This window comes from Firmicutes bacterium HGW-Firmicutes-1 (assembly GCA_002841625.1).
Classification (GTDB): domain Bacteria; phylum Bacillota; class Clostridia; order Lachnospirales; family Vallitaleaceae; genus HGW-1.
This window is the reverse complement of sequence record PHAG01000009.1, coordinates 336,371-355,589: the sequence shown is the minus strand read 5'-3', so window position 1 is coordinate 355,589 and position 19,219 is coordinate 336,371. Positions and strand designations below refer to the sequence as shown.

The window sequence follows — 19,219 nt, the reverse complement described above, 5'->3', positions numbered from 1 at the left end:
ATGATTTCCCCTAATCATAATAGGTTCTCCTGCAACATACAAAACTGACTTTACTTTGAAAATGATTGACTATCAACAGATAGTCAATTCAACATTGGCTCCATCGGTAAAGGCATATTCACCATATTTGCTTATTATCATGCATTATATAGTTAAGATTGAAATAATAATTTTAAACAAAAAATCTACCCCAGCTATATAACCAGGATAGATATTTTACACAGACAATTTTCACTACCATTTACATTTTACCATTTATAAATATACATATTCCGAACTTATCATTTACTTCTTCAACATCTAAATCTACCTAATCCCCTATTCATACATCGCATCAATCGCATTTTGTATATCATCATCTTCCAAAAATACATCAAATTCAATAACCTTATCAAACAGACCTTTAGGTGTAATTTCAATAACTCTATTGGCAATCGTTTCAATAAAGCTATGGTCATGTGATGCAAATAACATCGTACCAGCAAAAGCCACTAATCCGTTATTAACTGCTTGAATAGATTCTAAATCCAAGTGATTTGTTGGTTCATCCAAAATAACTACATTGGGATAAGCTAACATCAACTTAGAAAACATACATCTAACCTTTTCTCCACCTGATAAAACCGAAGCCATTTTTAACGCTTCTTCACCTGAAAACAACATTTTCCCTAAGAACCCTCTAATAAAGGTTTCTGTTTGATCAACAGAAAATTGTCTTAACCAATCCACTAAGGATAGCTCGATACCTTCAAAAAATTCCGAATTGTCTTTAGGCAAATATGCACTTTTAATTGTGATTCCCCATTTGAAACTTCCTTCATCAGGTTCTATTTCACCCATTAATATTTTAAATAAAGTCGTTCTTGCTATTTCGTTTCTACCAAGAATAACAATCTTATCTCCCTTATTAACTGTAAAGGTAACATCATCTAACACCTTAATACCATCAATCGTCTTCGTTAATCCTTCCACACTCAGAATGTCCTTACCCGCTTCTCTTTCCTGAACAAAGCCAACAAATGGATACTTTCTTGTAGAAGGTTCAATATCTTCTAGCACGATTTTATCTAAGGATTTCTTTCTTGAAGTAGCTTGCTTCGCCTTGGAAGCATTAGAACTAAATCTTGCAATAAAATTCTGAAGTTCTTTAATTTTTTCTTCGCTTTTCTTATTCTGGTCCTTCATCAATCTAAGAACCAATTGACTAGATTCATACCAAAAATCATAGTTACCAACAAATAACTTGGCTTTGCCAAAATCGATATCTACCATATGCGTACAAACCTTATTCAAGAAATGTCTATCATGGGATACTACTAGAACAGTATTCTCATAATTAAGTAAAAATTCTTCTAACCAAGCAATGGCTCTAAAGTCTAAATGGTTAGTAGGCTCATCAAGTAAGAGAACATCAGGATTACCAAAAATTGCTTGAGCTAATAATACTTTCACCTTTTGAGATCCTTCTAATTCTTTCAGTAGCTTATAATGTAAATCCTTCTTAATTCCAAGACCCATTAACAGTCTTTCTGCATTCGTTTCAGCATCCCAGCCACCTAACTCAGCAAATTCAGCTTCTAAATGCGCTGCATTATCCCCATCTTCCTCGGAGAAATCTTCCTTCGCATACAATGCATCCTTTTCATGACTAATTTCATAAAGTCTTTTATGACCCATAATCACTGTGTCTATTACACTATATTCATCAAATTCGAAGTGATCTTGCTTAAGTACTGCCATTCTTTTGCCTGGTAATAAAGATACTACACCTTGATTAGGTTCAATTTCACCAGATAGTACTTTTAAGAATGTTGTTTTTCCAGAACCGTTTGCACCAATAATGCCATAACAGTTACCTGCAGTAAATTGCAAATTAACTGCTTCAAATAATTTTTTATCGCCGAACCTTAGTCCAATATCTGATACTGTAATCAATATTCAAATCCTCCAATTAATATCTTAAGAACTATATGTCAATTTCAAGCTAATATGCCATTCCTAGTCAATAAAAAATATACCCATATTAAAACAAGGGTACATAATTAAATGTTGACACATATTCATATTAGATGTATAATAATGGCACACATAACTTCCCTACTATAATTCATGATAGCACATTTTGCTACCCTTGTCAATAACTTTTTAACATTAATAATCTTCATTATGAACTAAGCAAAAGGAGGCACCTCATGTTATTACCTGCCCTACTCAATCCCATTGATTCATTATTAATTGAAATCCATATTGATGAAATACTGCAAACGAATAATTCAAGTAACTTGATCTTAACCAAACGCGAAGCTGTGGAAATGATTGAAACAAGAAATCATCTTTTAACTAGCTATGATAGACTTGAACTTGGTATTGATGTAATCAAGAAATTGATTGTTCGTTTTAATGATTCTAAATACATCAACCAAGGTGACTATGTAACGATGCTTAATGATTTACAAAAGGTATTTTACTATACCAAAAACGAAACTGAAGATAGTATTTGCGACGATGAAATTATTGACGTCATGTACTATTATTTTAATAGTACATGTGAAGGTTCTATTTCATTGCTGCAAGGAAGAGAAATGGAATCCTATACGAAAACATGTAGGCGAAATAATCAAATACATGATTTTCACTTTAAAGGAGATAAGTAATATGAGCTTAATTCATTATCCTAAACACGAATTATTAACGAATAGTAATTTAGATGTTAATCAATATACCATTTCTCTTCTAAAAGAATGCTTACGAACTGGTCGTATGAGTACTGACGAGGCAAAAAAAATTCAAATAGATACAATGTATATTCTAAAAGAGCTTATTACGAAGTACACAGAAGGGGAAAGCAGCTCAATCAAAACAGCAATTGCCGAGAGTTTTCTTACCTCTATATATTACACCCTTGATTTCGCGTTGTTAAAATGCAAACATCATGAAGAGGCAGTCTCCCTTATTAAAACTCTAAGTATAAAAGATGTTTATTTGAAAGGTGTTAGACTTATTAAGTCCAGTGTAAAAAAAACCAACGTCCTTTATGCTGAGTTGAAATTGCATATGCTCGATGTTCCCTTTGAAATATATACCGATACAATAAACAAAGGTATTCCTGATTTCTTCAGTGATTATGATCCATTGTTCTATGCCCATGAAACCATGTCAAGTATGGATTATCCCATCATATTTGATGATACGAATCGTAGTGGCATTGATTACATGAAGCAATATATTGAAAACCTAACGACTGAAAATCAATTTTGTAACTTCTTCACTATAGATGATATTGTGTCACTCATGGAAAACTATGGTTGGTTATATAATATGAACATTAAAAATTCTCCAATAAATATATTTGAAGTGGTCATCAATAATTCAATTTTTTCCACTTTGCTGGGTAGAGATTCTAATGAATTAATTATATCTAAAGAAGAATTTGCATATTTGCAAGACAAATTATGTAATTTACAAGAAGAGGAATTAACCACACAAATTGATAATGCCATCGGTAGAATGATACTAGAATTATCAATTGATCAAGAAAATTTGCTCTCCTATATAGCTAGATTTAAGCAACAACTAATACCTAGAATCATAAAAGCCTCAAAAGCACAAAATTATCAATATCTCATCATTTTCAATGGTATAGATAAGTATGTAAAAAGCGGATATTCTTCCTTTGAAAATGGCGTAAAAGTTGATGATGATAGTTTTCGACGTATCATCAAGAATATTCTAGCTTGCGAAAACACTTCTGATAAAATTGGAATTATAAAAACACAGTTAAATTCCTTGGAAGATGTTGTTGACGCTCTTGAGGCAGATTGCTTGTTTGACTTTGAATATCTATCCTTATATAGTGTTCTAAGTGATGTAGAGTTATCTGTGTTAGGAAAAATAGTATTTTCTGAAGACTTAAGGAATGGTCCTATTTGTTTATTAGCTGTTAATTTAGATCATAGTAATACCGAAAATATCTGGAAAGAACATTTTATCGATTTCATTCAATCATTAACTACTCAAAGAATTGATGCTATAGAAAAATGGATTAACATCTTAGAATAGATTTTTACTTTTTTATTACACCATAGCCGCCATAAATAGGTTTAACCTCGTTTATGGTGATTACTACGTTTTCCTGTAATCCTTTAATTAAGGTGACCACTTCATTTGTTCTCTTTCTTTTTACATGCATAATAATAACATGCCTTTTGCAGTTCATACCTTCACCTACAACTACCGTTAACGCCAATCCTTTTTCTCTTAATGCACATTCCAGTTGTTCACCATCTTCTTCTTTTACGATTGCTTCAATACGTACGGTACCAATGCCAAGCCTTTCTTCAAAAGAGGTTCCAACATAATTTCCTAGTGCAAAGCCTAATGCGTATACAAATATTTTTATTGGATCAGATGAAATATCCTTTAACACAGTTGAAACCAACATGATCCATATGATTACTTCGAAAAAGCCAATGCAAGCTCCTTTTATTTTTTCACCCTTCGTAATTAATACTATCCTTGTTGTTGCTAAAGTAACTTCAAATATTTTCACTATTAGTATTAGAAAATAGAATCCTATTGTTGTAATCATAATCATTTCTCCTTTGCATAACGTCTGTGTCTATAACATTGTACGCCCCTATTGGAATGATTTCAAGTTTTATTATAAGAAAGTACTCCCTTTATAAACCAAAAAGGACAAAACTTGTTATCAGCCTGTCCTTTTATTTCTAATATAATATTGTGTGAAGTTAAAAAAACAAATTGCTATTTCTTATTTTTAGCTTTCTGCTCTAACAATTCATATTCTACATCTTCAAACGTCTGCAAATCTTGAATATCTAAGTCTTTAAGAACTTTATTATACATCTGATTCGTCTTAATGATATCTTTTTTTACTTTCAACTTAGTTTCAAGCTTCTTATTCTTGTCCTCAGCATATGTATTGCCAGATGATTTCTTAACATTCTTGTTCACTTTCTACTATACCTCCATAAGAAATAGTTGATTTTATGTTAATATTTGGAGAACATCAAAAAATGCATTATGCAAATCTCCTATATATGTATCTTAGCAACTTATGAACTATTTTTCAATCCCTAATCAAAAAAAATTTTAAAAAATTTATCCGATACATGCTTTTAATAATTCTAGATTAACGATCTTAAATGATGATTTGTAATAATCTAGAATGCCCTCATCTTTCATTTTAGCAATTTCTCTAGACATTGAAGGTCTCGATACATTAAGAAAATCAGCTAGCTCGTTTCTATTTAAAGCAATCATAAAGGTAGTTTTGCCAGTCATATTGAATTGTTCCAATAAAAAGGTGCTTATTTTTTCTCTCATGCTTTTGATTGCTAAATATTCAACCTTTCTATTTAAAACCAAAGCCCTTTTAGAAATTATTTTTAACATATTTAGAATGAGTGTGGTATGACTACTACATGCTTGTTGACAGCTTCCAATAATTTTATTGGGTTCGATAAACATGATACTACAATCCTCAAGAACAATCACTGTAGCAGGCCAAACATTCACATGAGAAAATGCTATCATTTCGCCAAATATACTCTCTTTTTGAAGCTTTGTTAGAATTACTCTGTTGCCTGCTGCATTTTCTTTTGTAATCATAATCTCGCCTTCAAGAACAATACCAATTCCTTCGAAACGATCACCGGCAATTGCAATGTTCTCTCCCTTTTTATAATAGCTAATTTTAGGTTTGAGACAAGATAACATACTATCTAATTGAATGTCATTTATATCCTGAAATAGCTCTACCTTTGTTAGTGTTGACTCCCATTTATTGTACATAGCGTTCTCCTTCGTGTTTTGTGTATCTATGGCTACCGATTATTATTTTTTATTATAATATAATTTAACTCATAAGACAACTGAAAATTGAAAATTAGATTTTAAAGGAGATATCATGATGAAAAGAAAAATGGTTACAATAAATGAAGATAGATGTAATGGATGCGGATTATGTATTACAGGATGTCACGAAGGAGCACTTCAATTAATCAATGGGAAAGCTAAGCTGGTCTCGGATTCCTATTGCGATGGATTGGGCGCTTGTTTACCCACTTGTCCAATGGACGCGATTGGTTTAGAAGAAAGAGATGCTGATCCATTCGATGAAGAAGCCGTTAAAATTCGTATGGAAGAAATGGCAAAAGTGAAATCAAATAACACCTTTACTTGCCCCGGAACAGCAGCAAAAGCCATTGACAGAGCTGAAGAAACGCCTATACCTCAAATTACTAGTAGCGCAATAAAATCCGAGCTTCGCCAATGGCCATGTCAAATAAAGCTTGTTCCTGTTAATGCACCTTATTTTCATGGAGCTCACTTACTAATAGCTGCAGACTGTACTTCTTACGCGTATGCTAATTTCCATCAAGAATTCATGAGAAATAAAATCACATTAATTGGTTGTCCAAAGCTTGATGCCGTAGACTATGCAGATAAGTTAACCGCTATTATTTCTAATAATGAGCTTAAAAGTGTAACGGTTGTTAGAATGGAAGTACCTTGTTGTGGCGGTATTGAAAGCGCCGCTAAACAAGCAATTAGAGATAGCGAAAAAATGATTCCTTGGAATATAGTTACAATCAGTACTGATGGGGTTATATTAGAAAATTAAGCATGTAATTGCTTTTGTAGGACATTCTTAGAAATGAAAACAGCGCCTATGCGCTGATTTCATTTCTTTTTCTATTCAGAATAAAATGCATATCCATTTTGGCTATTTTTGGCTTTATACATTGCACTGTCGGCGTTGTTAATAAGAGTGTCAATATCTGTACTGTGTCTTGGGTATATACTTATTCCTATACTTGGAAGGCAGTAAAGATTATTGTCGCAGACTTCAATTGGATCCTTTAAAAATTCTAGAATTGTTTCTGTAAATCGTTTCACTTCGTCCATATTACTAAAGGAGTCCATCCATATAACAAATTCATCCCCTCCGAGACGACACATAATATCTTGAGGGTTTAGTATTTCCTTTACTGTACTTGCAAATTTTTTCAAAAATTCATCACCAACTCTATGTCCATAAGAGTCATTAATTTCTTTAAATTTATCTAAATCCATAAAAAGAATTGCAGAAAACACAATAGCTTCCTGTTTCATTCTTTCATGAACTAGATCATAAAAATAATGTCGATTGGGTAGCTCAGTTAATTGATCGACATGTGCTCTATAATATAGTTGTTGATTAAGCTCTTCAATTGTATCAAGCATTTTATTAAAACGTGTTCCTAGTACTGAAAGCTCATCATTTGAAGTTATGTTTACTCTAGTAGAAATATCTTGATTCGTAATAATCATACCGATATTATGTAGAACACTATTAAGTCGTTTTATAATTATTTTATTTACAAACACAAGAATACCAAACAGGTTTAAAATAATAATGATAATAATAATACCAACATAATAATAGATTGTATTTTTACTTTCCGCATAAAATCCCATCTGCTTCTGGTAACTTAAGTTTAGAGCTTGACTTCCCCCCAAACTGTATATGATAGCGTGTCCTTTAATCCAATTACCTCTTCCTATCGTTGTCCATATATGAGCTTTTCTAATATTGGATAACTCAATCTTCTTCTCATTTGGGATAAGAAATTGTTCTTCACTCAACCCTATATCATACTTTGTGAGATTACTTAGTTCATCCAAAAACATTTGATCCATATATCGACCTGTTATAAAATATCCATTTACAGGACCATCTTTATAACTGGATAATATAGGATGTATCGTTATCATCATTGAACCATCTTTAAGTAGTAAGATTCCTGTTAATTTGTCATCCTTATTCTTAATCGTCTTAGTAAAATTAGCACTCCATATTTGATCTAGTAACAATGGATCTACCCAAACTTCTTCTTGATTTTCTAAATCGTATCCTTTTTGGTAGGCAACTTCACCGTCAAGATTCATCAATAGAATTGCATTCCAATTGTTGCTTTCAAAGGTTTCATCCATAAAGTTCTCTTCTATTAATTCGGGGTACTGTCCCAATATATACTCAACAGTACTATCCCAACAAGAATATTCTATATTTATTGCACTCATTTGAGAAATATTATAGTCTATGGAATTGACTATCCTTTCCATATCCTGATTCATTAACTGATTTTCTAGCTCCACAACCTTTTTAACCAAAATATGAGTAATACCCCAAATTGAGACAAGGGTTATGAACGTTACAGCGAAAGAATATGCAATAATCTTCTTATTTAAAGAAATGTACTTCTTATTATTTGTCATTTCTTTTAGCCTCCTGTAACTTATTGTGTAATATTAAACATTTTTCCTGCTTGCCAGTAATATTTTACCATGTAATACAGTATAGGTAAAGTGGAATTAATTTTGTCCAAATACACCTTCGAAGTAAGTTCGACTACCTGTTTTGCTTTTTTCCACAACAAGCCTTGTATCAATCCTATCCTTTAGTTCTTGAACATGAGATATTATTCCAACTAATCTTCCCCCTTCTTTTAAATCCATCAAACAATTAATTGCATTGTCTAATGAATCTGCGCTAAGTGAGCCAAATCCCTCATCAACAAACATCGTATCTAAACTAATTCCTCCAGCATACGCTTGCGCAATATCTGCAAGGCCTAGCGCCAGAGAAAGTGCTGCTTTAAAGCCTTCTCCTCCTGATAAGGTATTGATATCTCTCGTCTTTCCAGTATAATAATCAAAAACCTCTAAATCCAAACCCGAATTCTTTCTTTTATCCGATCCTTGGCTTTTTACTAACTCATATCGAGAGTTTGACATTTTATGTAATCGAATATTTGCAGCACTTACAACCTCTTGCAGAAAAGCGGATAAAATGTATCGTTCAAAGGTAATCCGCGCGGCCCCTTTTGAACTACCATTTGCTACACTGCTTAAATCGTTTATAATTGCTTGCTCCTCAAGTAACTCCAAATATTGAGCATATTTCTTTTCTATCTTAGAAATCTGTCTTAGGTTTTCCTCAATACGTAGTTCTATACGTGTTAACTGCTTTGCCACGTCTTCAATATTGTTATTCATCAATGAGCATTGCTTTTCCAATTCCTGGATGTCTACTTTTTCAATTACTTTTACATCCTCAGAAAGTTGTAATAGTCTTTGAAGGTTTCCACGTATCTTTTGTTCAAATTCCAATAACTCATCTCTAAGCAGCTTTATACGTGACTCATCAATTTTCATCTCTTCATAATGCTCCCAATTCGCAAAGGCATTGTTTTTTAAAGCGTTATCAAAATCAACGATAGCTGCATCACATAGCCTTTTCTTGTCATTTAACGTCTTTTCTCCTTCGTTAATAACACCTTCAATAGTAGCTAACAGGCTCTTAATTTCATCCCTAGCATTTTTTACAGAATCCCTTTGTTTTTCAATCTTTAGTATTTTTTCTTCAATAACCTTAATTTGATTTATAAGGTTCGTTTCATTATGTAATTCTTGAGGTAATTCAGTTTCAATGATTTTTAATTGACTTCCTTGAATTGTTTTTTCTTCTAATGTTTTCAAATGATTACTTTCAAGGCTTTTTAATTGATTTTGTAGGCTCTCTTGACGTTTTAATAAACTTTCCAATTGCTCCTGCGCATTTTCAAGCTTCAATAATTGATTATGAATGTGCTTTAAGTCTAACTGATTTTCAACACTTTCTTCTGTTATATCAACCATTTTTTGTTGATAAAAAACATCTATCTCGTCGCTATTCATTAGGAGTTCTACATCAAAGGTATTGTTAATCGCTTGAATTGCATCCTCCAATAGTTCTCTTTTGTTTAAATTATTTTGTTCGTCTGCAGCATAGCATTTTTGCATTTTATTATATTGTTCATCAATTTTAGTCAAACTCTCCTTTAATTTTTCTAAGTCTTCCTTACTTGGTATAGATTTCGGAAGAATTGCCAGCTTGATATGATGTTGGTTACCACAAACAGGACATTCCTCTCCATCTTTTAAACCTTGAGCTAAAATGCCTGCTTGTCCTTCCAACCAATGTTTTTGTTGTAAATCATAATATTTATGTGCTTCGATTTTTTCTTCACTTATTTTACTGAAGCTCTCTTTGGAATGCGCATACTTTTCATTGGTCTCTCCATAAGACACATAGCACTTATTTAATTGCCTTATTAACTCTAGCTTATAATTAAGCTCAACCTTATCTTTATTTGCTTTTTCTTGCTGGGAAGAATAACCCTTGAGCCTTTCTATTTCCTTCTTAATACTTTTATAATCTTCTTGATTGTTTATGGTCCTTTCGCGAAGTTCATCCATATTACTTACTTCATCCGCATACTTTTGCATTAAACTATCAACCGATGTCTTTAAAGCTTTATACGCCGCTACCTTGGGGCGTATACTATGATAAAACAATACTTGTTGCTTATACTGCGTAAGCTCATAGATGGCTTCCTCACTATTAAGACTATTATATTCTGCTTCCTTCAATTGTAATTCCGCTTCAAATTGAAGTTTCTCCATTGACTTGTTTTCTAAAAACTTCATTTGCAGTATGAGCTCTTGTTTTCTTTGTTTAAGATGCTCTTCTATTGGTACAATTCGATATGCTCGATCTGCCATCTCTGCTATCACTTTAGTTGATTGAAAATACTCATTTCTTTCGTCCAACTCGTTTTTCTCTATCTTCAACTTCTCGAATTCATCAAGTAGAATATTGTTTTGTTTAGCCATTGTAAGTTGTCTTTCTGCTGAAATCTTCTTTTTTCGATTGGTTTCAAGCTCCCTACTAAGTGTGAGTTTATTTAAATTATCTTCTTCAATCATCCTTTTGGACTCTTCAATGATCCATAAAATATTTTTATCGTCTGATTGAATGGCACTAAATAAATCGGAGCTCTCATTGCATTTAATATGAGAAACTTCCGAGTACAAAACATTCTTATGGTCATAGATTGAATTTTTCAAACTCGTGTTGACTGAATCTAGATGCTTTTGAAATCTCTCATACTTATGAACATCAAAAATGCTCCTCAATATTTTTTCTCGTTCATCACTGCTTTCAGTAATGAGCTTTCTAAATTGTCCTTGAGGGATCATAACAATTTGTCGAAATTGTTTCGCATTGATTCCTAGAAGCTCTTGTATTTTCCCATTGGCATCCTTGGAAAAATCTACCGCAACCTCTTCATTATGAATGAGTTCAAATAAGGATACACTGCCAAGCTCCTCTGTAAATCCTTCACCTTTATACTTTTTCCTTAACTGCTTGGGCACTCTTATGATTCTAAAAATCTTACCCTTAAGCTCAAAGGTAAAATCTATTTTCATAATCTCATCAGCACCTTCAAAATCGCTTTTAAAGCTTTCAACCGTTCTTTCATCCCCATTACTTTCCCCAAATAAGGCAATGCATATGGCATCAAAAATTGTTGTTTTACCACTACCAGTTTCTCCTGTTATCAAAAAAATACCTTTGCCCTCTACACTAGAAAAATCAATTGTTTCACGAATAAATGGTCCAAAGGAGGTCATCTTAAGGTTTATAGGTTTTATAATAATTCACCATCCTTTATAAGCATTTCCTGAAACACATTTTCTACTATTTTGGCCTTTTCTTTGGTAAGTTCTTTACCTGTCATATCTTGATAGAATTCTTGAAACAAGGTTGTTTCAGATTTTTTTTCTTTGATTTTTAGTGAAACTACGCTTCCTTGATGTTCAGTCATTATCCTGTTTTTATACTCCATTCTAAGTATATTTGGATAAACTGCTCTTAATTGTCCAATTGCATCACAAATAGGATTTTCATCCGTCAATATTGCCATAAAGTAATCCGTTGCAAGTCCTTCTCCGTTTGGATCTGCACTAATCAAATCATTTAATAGACCTTCAATTTTTCTCAATTCGGGGTCTTGTGTTAAAGAAATATTCCGAATAGTTATATTTCCTTTTTCCTCCATTTCCACTACAACGATTCCCTTATTATGGTTTGTTTCTGAAAAAGAATACTTCAGTAATGAGCCCGAATATCTTACATGCTCCCACTCAACCTTTTGTGGCTTATGAAGATGGCCTAAGGCAGTATAGTCAAAGTTTTTGAAATACTCTACATTCACATATTCTGATGTACCTACCGCTAACGGTCGAACAGAATCATTCACCTCCAAAGCCTCTGAATCGGTGACTATATAACCATGTGTAACGATTACGTTTCTCTCCTCAAGGTTCATTTCTTCTTCAATTTTTTTCAAAATGATATTATATGTATCATCAAAACTTTTAATGCTTTCATCCTCTAAAATACAACCTGCTTCAGAAATGTAAGCAAACGGAATCAAGTAAAAGTTGACTTTACCATGTGAATCTTGAAGTTCAATTTTTTGAACATCTTTTTTAAACTTACCTTCAATATGTAAGCCATTTCTTTTTAGTATTCTACTAGCAAATTCTAATCTATCTCCACTATCATGATTACCAGCAATACATAATATTGGAATCTGTTTTATTGTCACAATCTCATGTAAAACATCGTCCAACAAATTTACAGCCTCTTTATTCGGTATTCCTCTATCATATAAGTCACCTGCAATGATGATTGCATCAGGCTTTTCCTCATCAATTATATTTAGAAATTTTTTCAAAACTGCTTTTTGATCTTCTAATAAATTAACTTCATGTATGGATTTTCCAATATGCCAATCAGATGTATGTATAAATTTCATAACAGCCTCCTTTATCACTCCTAAACCAATGATATTATATTCAAATTTAGTTGTCAAACCTTTAAAAACCTCCAACAATTAATACCAGTATATTAGTCTTCATAAAAATGAATAATAATAACGACTTTAAACTGAAAGGAGAGTTAAAATGAAAAAATCACTGGTTTTACTTATAGTATTAAGTTTAACATTTGCTCTAAATGGATGTGCAAGAAACGATGATATTGGTAATGATGATATTGGTAATGATGCATTGACGCCTGGGAATACTTCTGAAGATTTAATATTAAATCCTGATGGCACAGCAAACAATACACAACGTCAAAACAAAGCAACACCAATGGGTACAGGACAGCAAACACCTTATGCAACCTCTTTACGAGATTTAGATGGTACATTAAGAACATCTGTTACAGATTTGGATAAAGTTAAGATAGATGCTAATGATAAAGACTATCTTAAAAAACAATCTGATTATTACTCACAAAGAGCTTCTGTTTATAGGAAGGCACTCAATAGTGTTAATCGATTAAGTTATACAGGTAATAATCGTAAAGATCATGATGCTATTATATCTTATTATCAAAATGGTTATGATACCTATAATAACCTATCTAAAAAATATAATAGTTTTACAAGTATAGAGGAAGAAAGAGCTTATAGAGATGGTGATAGAGATGCATTTGATCTTGCTCCCAATATAAATGATGCTTATGAAAGAGCAATACGTTCACTAGGTATTCGATATTAGTATACTAACACCCGTTTTATGCGGGTGATTTTTTTGTTAATTGACGCATCTGATATGTTCATGTATACTATTTTCAACAGCATAATCACAAGAAAATCGGCTGCGCCGAGTTAAATTTCTCGTTACCATCCTGCCGCTTTTCCAATGTCTATGCTTCGTGGAAAGTAGAACTTTCCTACTGGATTAAAAAACATAAAGGGGTATTTTTATGGAATTGTTTGAAATTATAACATACCTATATATTTTTATCAATGTACTAGCATTTATCGCTTTTGGGATTGATAAATTGAAAGCGATTCGCCATCAATGGCGTATTCCAGAAAAAACATTGTTATTGTTGTCTTTAGTTGGTCCTACCGGTTCATTATTAAGTATGTTGTTGTTTAGACATAAAATCAAAAAACTGAAGTTCATTTTACTAGTCCCTATTTTTTTATTAATTCACATTACAATATGGTTCTTGGGAATTAGGTTATACATATAAAAGGAGGTTTTTTGTTATGAGTACAATTGCTGCATTTTTTGATATTGATGGAACTCTATATAGAGAAGGGTTAATAACTGAAACCTTTAAAAAACTAATAAAATCAGATATTATTGATAGTCAAAGATGGTATAACGAAGTAAGAGAAAAATATATAAATTGGGACAAACGTATTGGAGATTACGATGATTATTTGTTAAAAATGGCCGAAATATATACCGAAGCAATCAAAGGTCTCCACAGAAGTCAAATAGAATTTATTGCAAAAAAAGTCGTTGAGCAAAAAGGCGACCGTGTTTATACTTATACGAGAGATAGAATAAAATGGCATGTAGAACAAGGACACATTGTGCTTACCATTAGTGGTTCGCCTGTTGAGCTTGTCAGAGAAATGGCAAAAAAATATGGTTTCATGGATTATATTGGTTCAGAATATATAACTGACGAAAACAATCTCTATACTGGTGTGGTTAAACCCATGTGGGATAGTGCAAACAAGCAAAAAGCAATCAACTTATTTGTTGATAAATACAATATTGATTTATCAAAATCCTATGCCTATGGTGATACAACTGGAGATTATACAATGCTCAAATCAGTTGCCTATCCTGTTGCTATGAACCCCACTCGCGAATTATTAAATAGTGTTACAAATGACCCTGAGACAAGCCAAAAAGTAAGCATTGTTGTTGAACGCAAGGATATGATCTATCAATTAAAGCCAGAGTGCTTTTCTTGTATAAATTAGGGCCTAACTTTCTATATAGTTAACGATCTCAATTCCATTTCCCATCATATTATACAATGCCATCACTTGCATCAAATCACCATTATGTATATCCAAATCATAGGTATCAACGACATGAATAGGTACAATAATTCTTGATTTCTTATCTTGCTTATTAAACCAAGTTTTCAATGTAATCGCAAATTGTTGAATACATATATCTGTGCAATCGCCTGTAATAATAAAATGATCAATTTGATCATGATCACTTAGCCATTGTTGGAATTCTTCCTCTAAAAATCCATTCGTAGAATTTTTATAAATTAATTGATATCCCGCAACCGCTTTTATTTCTTCAACGATTTCTATTTCATTGGTTCCTAATAAGCAATGTTCAGGATAAGCTTCAAACTCTGGGGAAGACTTAGAATGTTGATCAGCAAATGCAATTTTTACAATTCCAAGATCATCACATTTTCTAGATAATGTAGCAAGCTCAGGAATAATTGCTTCTATTCTTGAACTTTTCAATGCACCCTCTCGTGTAAAGCCATTTACCATATCAATCATTACGAACCCAGTATTCTGAGCAGGTAAATCCTGAAGCTTAATTGTTGCCTGTTCCATAACCTTATCAAATATCTTTTCAATTGTTAATGTACTTTTATTTATAAAATCTATTTTATTAATTCTTCTCATAATAATTCTCCTACCTATTAAAGCATTTACCTTATTATATGATTTAAAAATTATTTTGTAAATAGTTTAGAGGGGTTTTAAAAAAAGCTAGCAAACGCTAGCTTTTTAATCTCTTATTATTATTGTAACTTATTCAATATCTCATAGGCATCTTGTAATCTATTGGCTGCGTCTGTGTAAGCTTGATTATTTGTTCCTGCAGTTGATGTTTGACGAAGCTGATTTTGTAATGTTTGAACTTGCTGTCTAATCTGTTGTACATTTTGTGTTCCAGTATTTACACCTGCACCAACCGCTCCAGTCGTTACACTAGAATTTAAATTGGAATTGACTCCTGTTGTTCCAGAAAAATTAGAAGCTACGCCTGATGCATTTATTGCACCAGATGTTCCAGCGGTAGCTGACGTATTATTTAAACCAGTTTGATTATTATTATTGCTAAAATTTTGATTCATAATTAACCTCCTATTATTTAGTTGTTATCTAACCTTTCATAGTATTTGCAGTTATTGCCCAATAATATTCATATATTTTAAATTTAGCTTATTAATTTCATATTGATTTTGTAGCATAAAATAATTTAAAGTGTTATAATGCTTTAGAATTATTATATCAATCTAGAGGTGAAAAAATGCAAGAAAATACAAAAGGCTACTTTGGAGATTTGATGTTATTGTTAGTTGCAATCATATGGGGATTTGGTTTTGTTGCAGTGAAAATCGGCTTAAACAATGGAATGGATCCATTCTATTTGATGTTTCTAAGATTTTCTGTTGCTGCATTAGCACTATTGCCTTTTCAAATAACAAAATTTAAGGGTATCTCCTTACAAACCTTAAAAAGAGGATCTTTTTTAGGAATTTTGCTGTTTTTAGGTTTTACCTTTCAAACCATAGGTCTTGACTATACAACAACTTCAAAAAACGCCTTCTTAACAGGTGTTAATGTCATCATTGTTCCCTTCTTAACATGGTGGCTCGCTAAAAAAAAGGTAGACTTCTACTCTATGATAGCAGCCTTTATGTGCTTAATAGGGATTGGCTTATTAACCTTACATGATTCTTTAAGTATAAATATTGGTGATTTGCTCACTTTAATATGTGCCGTAATGTTTGCAGCACATATAACAATAACCTCCTTAATTGCTAAGGAGGAAGCTGCTAGTACTTTGGTTTGGATTCAAATGATCGTTGGCGCCGTTCTATCCTTTATATTTGCTATCCTATTTAAAGAAACCTTTGTCATCAATCTTTCTTCTTCAGTGGCAATTCTTTACTTAGGCATATTTAGTACATCTCTAGCCTTCTTTCTGCAAACCGTTGGCCAGAAATATGCTCATGCTACTAAAGCTGCAATCTTATTATCCACTGAATCTTTATTCGGTGCATTGTTAGCAGTCCTATTTTTCAAAGATACCTTTGCATTGCAAATGATAGCAGGCTGTGTACTCATATTTGGCTCTATCATTATTTCAGAAACTAAATTATCCTTTATAAAACGAAAACCCCAAGAAATCACAAGCATTCCATTTGAATAGCAAAAAAATAATTTATTCTCAATTACGAAACAGAGACAAAAGCATTTTTTCTTCTAGATGAATATAAAAGGCAGTAAGTGTTCATTTTTCGCCCGACCGGCCAAAGGGTAAGGCCAGAAAAACGAACACTTACTGCCCAATAATGTATACACCTATCAGAAAAAATGCTTTTGTCGACAGCCTGAAACCCCTCTATAAGTTGGGGTTTGTTTCTATTTTAAATGATACGATATCATAAGTATTATTGACCACAACACCCACCGCCACCTATTGGTTGATAGCTAGAAATTCCCTCTTTTATTTCTGTCATGTCAATATCATTAATGTCATCAACTACTTTAACATATCCATTTAGCATTCCCATCCAGCAGGCAAAAGTAAAATCCTGTTCAGGTAAAAGCCACGGCGTTTCGGTTACTTCCTCTAAATCTAATTGCCCATTATATTCTGGAAATACAACAATATTATTACAAGAATTCAGTTGTTCTGTATTAAATTTAATCTTTGTTTCAATTCCTTTTTGAACAACAATAGCTGCTGGTGAATAACCAAATTCATTAACCGTTATGGTAACCTCTTGTTTATTATCAACTATTTTAGCAACTAATATATCATCAGTAGGAATATTTCCGTTAGCGAATTTCACCGCTTTTGAACCGTCTGCACAACAACCTCCGCTTGATGTTGGTAACCCAGTATCAAGCAGTGTATCCTCTTGTTGATCTTTAGGTACATCATTCACATCAGCTACAACCTTAATGTTGCTTCTAATCATTCCCATCCAACATGTATAGGTAAACTTTCCTTCTTCTTCTGGTGTAAATTCAATTATATTTTCTCCAACAACTAACTTCTTTTGTATATTGTATTCTTTAATGATTATTTCATTATTACATCCGTTTAAATCACCCTTAGCTGCTTCAATTGTCCAGCGAACAGGCACACCTTTTTGAACTACAATTGGAGTGTACTTTCCTGATTCCAATGTTGTTGTAATATACTGAATTCCCTCTTCAGTTTTAGCTATACTAACAGACTTATCACTCAGTCCTGTTGCAAATGACATTACATTTATACCTGAAAGGCTAAGTCCTCTACCTGCCATCACAATTCCTAAAGCTATAACCAACGCTCCGCTAACCTTCATCATATCTTTCGTAAACTTTTGGCTAAAAAACGAACTAATCGCCCCAAATCCAAACATAAGTGGAACTGTTCCAATACTAAAGAAAAACATTGACGCCGCCCCAGCTACAAAGCTTCCTGTTCCTAATGCATATAACTGCATCGCTTGAAGTGGTCCACAAGGCATAAATCCATTTAATAAACCAACATAAAACGGACCATGCTTGCTCTTGTTTTCGTGTATTAGTTTCCCAAATACTTTTGGCATCCGAGGATTAAATTTTCTAAGCCAAGGAAAAATATTCAGCATATTTAGTCCCATAATAACCATAAATGCTCCAGCAATGATTGCGACTAAACCTTGTGCCATTCCAGAAAAGCTAACTACTGAACCAATTGAACCTACTATACCACCTATTATTGTATAAGATACTACTCTACCTAGATTATACATAAAGCTTGGTTTAAACTTCGAAAAACGACTTGTATCATTTTCATCAAACTTATATGACATACATTGAGAGAGATTAATTCCTCCACACATTGCGATGCAATGAAGGGAGGTTAATAATCCAACGATAAATAATACACCATATCCCATGTTTTTTGTTACAGTAGGAATAAAATTAAAACCAATGGTATGATTGATAATTGTATACCCTGCAAGCAGAATAATTGCAAAGCCAATAAGAGGATTGATCAATGGCTTATTTTTAGTTTCCTCAACTTGTTTGATGCGATCATCAACAACCTTATACTCGAGTTTTTCTATAACCTCTATGATATCATTTAAGCTAGTAGTATTTAAATCATAAGTTATATCTACTAGAGACTTTGAGAAGTTGGCTTTTACCTCTGTAACCCCCTCTATTTTTTTCAAAGAATTTTGTATTCTCATTTCACAACTTACACAGGTCATTCCTTCAACCTTTAGAACCTTACTTGTTAAATTTTGATTCATGTACTCACGCTCCTAATATTCGTATTGATATTTTATTAAGTAGGACTGTCCTCAAAGCTTGAAGTTTTACTTCCCAATCAATTTTAAGCGGTATGATCCACTCCTATTGTAATCATCATAGCAGTAGTATTTGTAGATTTTATGGAGAATGCAAAAATAATTCAAAAAAATACCCTCTCGTTTTAAAAAGGGTATTTATATAAAATATGGGGAGGGGTTAAT

At 32.6% G+C, this 19,219-nt stretch carries 17 protein-coding genes; 7 read left to right on the top strand and 10 right to left on the bottom strand.

The features are described 5' to 3' along the window. Positions 1–318 precede the first annotated feature (318 nt). Positions 319–1,935: an ABC transporter ATP-binding protein gene (locus tag CVU84_12605; protein ID PKM94292.1), complete on the bottom strand. Its 1,617-nt coding sequence runs from the start codon at positions 1,933–1,935 to the stop codon at positions 319–321. Between the two features lie 257 nt (positions 1,936–2,192). On the opposite strand from CVU84_12605, the gene CVU84_12600 reads away from it, so the two are divergent. Both CVU84_12600 and CVU84_12595 read left to right on the top strand, forming a co-directional pair. Continuing rightward, on the top strand, positions 2,193–2,654 hold the full coding sequence (locus tag CVU84_12600) for a hypothetical protein (protein PKM94291.1): 462 nt from the start codon (positions 2,193–2,195) through the stop codon (positions 2,652–2,654). A gap of 1 nt (position 2,655) precedes the next feature. Continuing rightward, the gene (locus CVU84_12595; GenBank protein ID PKM94290.1) at positions 2,656–4,059 is read left to right on the top strand and encodes a hypothetical protein; all 1,404 of its coding nucleotides are present in this window, start codon (positions 2,656–2,658) and stop codon (positions 4,057–4,059) included. 4 nt (positions 4,060–4,063) lie between these two features. Here the strand turns inward: CVU84_12595 and CVU84_12590 are convergent, their stop codons facing one another. The 3 genes from CVU84_12590 to CVU84_12580 form a co-directional block, all read right to left on the bottom strand. After that, positions 4,064–4,588 (bottom strand): hypothetical protein, encoded by a 525-nt coding sequence (locus CVU84_12590; GenBank protein ID PKM94289.1) that lies wholly within the window; start codon positions 4,586–4,588, stop codon positions 4,064–4,066. Positions 4,589–4,764: 176 nt separating this feature from the next. Continuing rightward, the gene (locus CVU84_12585; GenBank protein PKM94288.1) at positions 4,765–4,974 is read right to left on the bottom strand and encodes a hypothetical protein; all 210 of its coding nucleotides are present in this window, start codon (positions 4,972–4,974) and stop codon (positions 4,765–4,767) included. Positions 4,975–5,121: 147 nt separating this feature from the next. Then, the gene (locus tag CVU84_12580; protein ID PKM94287.1) at positions 5,122–5,814 is read right to left on the bottom strand and encodes a transcriptional regulator; all 693 of its coding nucleotides are present in this window, start codon (positions 5,812–5,814) and stop codon (positions 5,122–5,124) included. Positions 5,815–5,932: 118 nt separating this feature from the next. Between CVU84_12580 and CVU84_12575 the strand changes: the two genes are divergently transcribed. Beyond that, on the top strand, positions 5,933–6,646 hold the full coding sequence (locus CVU84_12575; GenBank protein ID PKM94286.1) for a ferredoxin: 714 nt from the start codon (positions 5,933–5,935) through the stop codon (positions 6,644–6,646). Between the two features lie 71 nt (positions 6,647–6,717). On the opposite strand, the gene CVU84_12570 is transcribed toward CVU84_12575, so the two are convergent. The 3 genes from CVU84_12570 to CVU84_12560 all read right to left on the bottom strand — a co-directional run bounded on the left by CVU84_12570 (position 6,718) and on the right by CVU84_12560 (position 12,770). Further along, positions 6,718–8,283 carry a hypothetical protein gene (locus tag CVU84_12570; GenBank protein ID PKM94285.1) on the bottom strand — a complete coding sequence of 522 codons (1,566 nt, stop codon included), beginning with the start codon at positions 8,281–8,283 and terminating at the stop codon, positions 6,718–6,720. Positions 8,284–8,379: 96 nt separating this feature from the next. Further along, the gene (locus tag CVU84_12565; protein ID PKM94284.1) at positions 8,380–11,523 is read right to left on the bottom strand and encodes a hypothetical protein; all 3,144 of its coding nucleotides are present in this window, start codon (positions 11,521–11,523) and stop codon (positions 8,380–8,382) included. Positions 11,524–11,540: 17 nt separating this feature from the next. Next, positions 11,541–12,770: an exonuclease sbcCD subunit D gene (locus CVU84_12560; GenBank protein PKM94283.1), complete on the bottom strand. Its 1,230-nt coding sequence runs from the start codon at positions 12,768–12,770 to the stop codon at positions 11,541–11,543. Positions 12,771–12,861: 91 nt separating this feature from the next. Between CVU84_12560 and CVU84_12555 the strand changes: the two genes are divergently transcribed. The 3 genes from CVU84_12555 to CVU84_12545 all read left to right on the top strand — a co-directional run bounded on the left by CVU84_12555 (position 12,862) and on the right by CVU84_12545 (position 14,696). Continuing rightward, positions 12,862–13,464: a hypothetical protein gene (locus CVU84_12555; GenBank protein ID PKM94282.1), complete on the top strand. Its 603-nt coding sequence runs from the start codon at positions 12,862–12,864 to the stop codon at positions 13,462–13,464. A gap of 208 nt (positions 13,465–13,672) precedes the next feature. Next, positions 13,673–13,948 carry a DUF1294 domain-containing protein gene (locus CVU84_12550; protein PKM94281.1) on the top strand — a complete coding sequence of 92 codons (276 nt, stop codon included), beginning with the start codon at positions 13,673–13,675 and terminating at the stop codon, positions 13,946–13,948. A 16-nt stretch (positions 13,949–13,964) separates the two neighbouring features. Further along, positions 13,965–14,696, top strand: coding sequence for an HAD-IB family hydrolase (locus CVU84_12545; GenBank protein PKM94280.1), 732 nt, complete (start codon positions 13,965–13,967; stop codon positions 14,694–14,696). A 3-nt stretch (positions 14,697–14,699) separates the two neighbouring features. Here CVU84_12545 and CVU84_12540 read toward each other — a convergent pair whose 3' ends face one another. Continuing rightward, positions 14,700–15,374: a cysteine hydrolase gene (locus tag CVU84_12540; protein PKM94279.1), complete on the bottom strand. Its 675-nt coding sequence runs from the start codon at positions 15,372–15,374 to the stop codon at positions 14,700–14,702. Between the two features lie 119 nt (positions 15,375–15,493). Beyond that, the gene (locus tag CVU84_12535; protein ID PKM94278.1) at positions 15,494–15,829 is read right to left on the bottom strand and encodes a hypothetical protein; all 336 of its coding nucleotides are present in this window, start codon (positions 15,827–15,829) and stop codon (positions 15,494–15,496) included. 176 nt (positions 15,830–16,005) lie between these two features. Between CVU84_12535 and CVU84_12530 the strand changes: the two genes are divergently transcribed. Then, positions 16,006–16,911 (top strand): EamA family transporter, encoded by a 906-nt coding sequence (locus tag CVU84_12530; protein ID PKM94277.1) that lies wholly within the window; start codon positions 16,006–16,008, stop codon positions 16,909–16,911. 241 nt (positions 16,912–17,152) lie between these two features. On the opposite strand, the gene CVU84_12525 is transcribed toward CVU84_12530, so the two are convergent. Then, positions 17,153–18,997: a heavy metal transporter gene (locus tag CVU84_12525; protein ID PKM94276.1), complete on the bottom strand. Its 1,845-nt coding sequence runs from the start codon at positions 18,995–18,997 to the stop codon at positions 17,153–17,155. Between the last annotated feature and the right edge of the window lie 222 nt (positions 18,998–19,219).

Coding starts and splice junctions, on each gene's coding strand:
- CVU84_12600 (PKM94291.1), top strand. CDS start 2,193: ATGTTATTACCTGCCCTACTCAATCCCATTGATTCATTATTAATTGAA.
- CVU84_12595 (PKM94290.1), top strand. CDS start 2,656: ATGAGCTTAATTCATTATCCTAAACACGAATTATTAACGAATAGTAAT.
- CVU84_12590 (PKM94289.1), bottom strand. CDS start 4,588: ATGATTACAACAATAGGATTCTATTTTCTAATACTAATAGTGAAAATA.
- CVU84_12580 (PKM94287.1), bottom strand. CDS start 5,814: ATGTACAATAAATGGGAGTCAACACTAACAAAGGTAGAGCTATTTCAG.
- CVU84_12575 (PKM94286.1), top strand. CDS start 5,933: ATGAAAAGAAAAATGGTTACAATAAATGAAGATAGATGTAATGGATGC.
- CVU84_12570 (PKM94285.1), bottom strand. CDS start 8,283: ATGACAAATAATAAGAAGTACATTTCTTTAAATAAGAAGATTATTGCA.
- CVU84_12565 (PKM94284.1), bottom strand. CDS start 11,523: ATGACCTCCTTTGGACCATTTATTCGTGAAACAATTGATTTTTCTAGT.
- CVU84_12555 (PKM94282.1), top strand. CDS start 12,862: ATGAAAAAATCACTGGTTTTACTTATAGTATTAAGTTTAACATTTGCT.
- CVU84_12550 (PKM94281.1), top strand. CDS start 13,673: ATGGAATTGTTTGAAATTATAACATACCTATATATTTTTATCAATGTA.
- CVU84_12545 (PKM94280.1), top strand. CDS start 13,965: ATGAGTACAATTGCTGCATTTTTTGATATTGATGGAACTCTATATAGA.
- CVU84_12540 (PKM94279.1), bottom strand. CDS start 15,374: ATGAGAAGAATTAATAAAATAGATTTTATAAATAAAAGTACATTAACA.
- CVU84_12535 (PKM94278.1), bottom strand. CDS start 15,829: ATGAATCAAAATTTTAGCAATAATAATAATCAAACTGGTTTAAATAAT.
- CVU84_12530 (PKM94277.1), top strand. CDS start 16,006: ATGCAAGAAAATACAAAAGGCTACTTTGGAGATTTGATGTTATTGTTA.
- CVU84_12525 (PKM94276.1), bottom strand. CDS start 18,997: ATGAATCAAAATTTAACAAGTAAGGTTCTAAAGGTTGAAGGAATGACC.